This is a genomic window from Micromonospora sp. ATA51 (genome assembly GCF_016802855.1).
In the GTDB taxonomy this organism is placed as follows: Bacteria; Actinomycetota; Actinomycetes; order Mycobacteriales; family Micromonosporaceae; genus Micromonospora; species Micromonospora sicca.
Genome location: NZ_JAEVHJ010000591.1, coordinates 1 through 1,972 on the forward strand (window position 1 = coordinate 1; position 1,972 = coordinate 1,972).

Genomic DNA, 1,972 nt, shown 5'->3' on the forward strand with positions numbered 1-1,972 from the left:
CGGCCCCGACGACGACTTCGAGGCCGCCGTCCGCGACCTGGTGGCGCGACTGCGGGCGACCTGACTGGGACCTGAACCGGTAGGGCCTTCAGGAATCACTCAGCTGATCGACGAGGACCCCGCGGAGGCGCTGGCGCACGCCCTCGCCGCCCGTCGGCTCGCCTCGCGGATCTCCGCGGTGCGGGAGGCGGTCGGGCTGGCCGCGTACCACGCGGGGGAGTGGCAGACGGCCATCGCAGAGCTGCGCACGTACCACCGGATGACCGGTCTGCAGAGCCACCTGGCGGTGCTGGCCGACTGCGAGCGGGCCCTCGGGCGTCCGGAGCGGGCGATCGACCTGTTCCGGGGCGCCGACCGGGAGAAGCTCGACCGGTCGGTGGCGATCGAGCTGCTGATCGTGGCCGCCGGGGCGCGGGGCGACCTCGGCCAGAAGGACGCGGCCGTGGCGATGCTCCAGGTCCCCGAGCTGACCGCCGACTCGCCCGAGCCCTGGGCCGCGCGGCTGCGCTACGCGTACGCCGACGCGCTGCTCGCGGTGGGCCGGCGCGAGGAGCGCGGGAGTGGTTCTCCCGGGCCGCCGACCTGGACTCCGAGGGGGAGACCGACGCGGCGGAGCGGCTGCTCGAGCTCGACGGCGTGGTGATCGAGGGCGACGAGGAGGACGAGGAGTCCCCGGTCGAGGACATCGCCGCCGGACCGGGCGCCCCGGGCGCCGTGCCGGCCCGTCCCGACACCGACCTCACCGGCGGTGACAGCGAGCCGGACGAGGACACGGACGTCGACGACCAGGACGACGACGACCAGGACGACGACGACCAGGACGACGACGACCAGGACGACGAGGACGAGGACGAGGACGACGACCTCGACGGCGACGCCAGCCACGACGACGAGGACGACGACCTCGACGACGAGGACGACGACCGGGACCGTGGCGGCGACGCCCGGTACGGCGAGGGCGACGACCTGGCCGAGGACGAGCTGACCGACGACGAGGCGCGCGTGGTCGCCGACCAGGCCCGGTCCGGCGAGACCGGCTCGGCGGGCGGCACGAGCGGCGCGACCGGCGGCGAGCCGGTCCGCGGGTCGGAGTCGGACCAGTAATGACCGCGGACGCGGGGAACGGCTGGTCGACGGGTACACCCTGGTGGTCTTCGACCTCGACGGGGTGATCTACCTGATCGACCGGCCGATCCCCGGTGCCGTCGAGGCGGTCGGCCGGCTGCACGCCGACGGCAGGGCGGTGGCATACGCCACCAACAACGCCTCGCGCCGCTCCAGCGAGGTGGCCGACCTGCTCACCGGCATGGGCGTCCCAGCCCGGCCGGAGGAGGTGCTCACCTCGGCCGCCGCCACCGCCGAGCTGCTGCGCGACCGGCTTCCCGCCGGCGCGCCGGTGCTGGTGGTGGGCGCGGAGGCGCTGCGCGCCGAGATCCGTGCCGTCGGCCTGCGCCCGGTGTCCCTGGCCGAGGAAGAGCCGGCCGCCGTGGCCCAGGGTTACGGCCCGCAGGTCGGCTGGGTGGACCTGGCCGAGGCGTCGCTGGCGGTCCGCGCCGGCGCCCCCTGGTACGCCACCAACACCGACCGCACGCTGCCCAGCGACCGGGGCCCGCTGCCGGGCAACGGGTCACTGGTGGCCGTGCTGCGGACCGCCCTGGAGCGGGATCCCGACGTGGTGGTCGGCAAGCCGGAGCCGGCGCTGTTCGCCACCGCCGCCCGTCGGGCGGGCACCGGGCGGACCCTGGTCGTCGGCGACCGGTTGGACACCGACATCGAGGGTGCCCGTCGCGCCGGGCTGGACAGCCTGCTGGTGCTCACCGGCGTCAGCGGCGTACCCGAGCTGCTGGCCGCCCCCGAGGCGCGCCGGCCGACGTACGTCGCGATGGACCTCGCCGGGCTCTTCGACCCGGCGGCGGTGGTCCGGCTGCCCGGCGTGCCCGACGGCCGGGGTTGGTCGGCGGCGGTGACCGAC

1 protein-coding gene and 1 pseudogene are annotated in these 1,972 nt (G+C 76.0%); both read left to right on the forward strand.

The genetic code is table 11. The features are described from left to right. Positions 1-94: 94 nt before the first annotated feature. Positions 95-715 (forward strand): annotated as a pseudogene (locus JNW87_RS41130) (tol-pal system YbgF family protein); the annotation flags it as partial. Positions 716-1,144: 429 nt separating this feature from the next. After that, on the forward strand, positions 1,145-1,972 hold an 828-nt coding region (locus JNW87_RS38095), incomplete at its 3' end, for an HAD-IIA family hydrolase (RefSeq protein ID WP_375373603.1).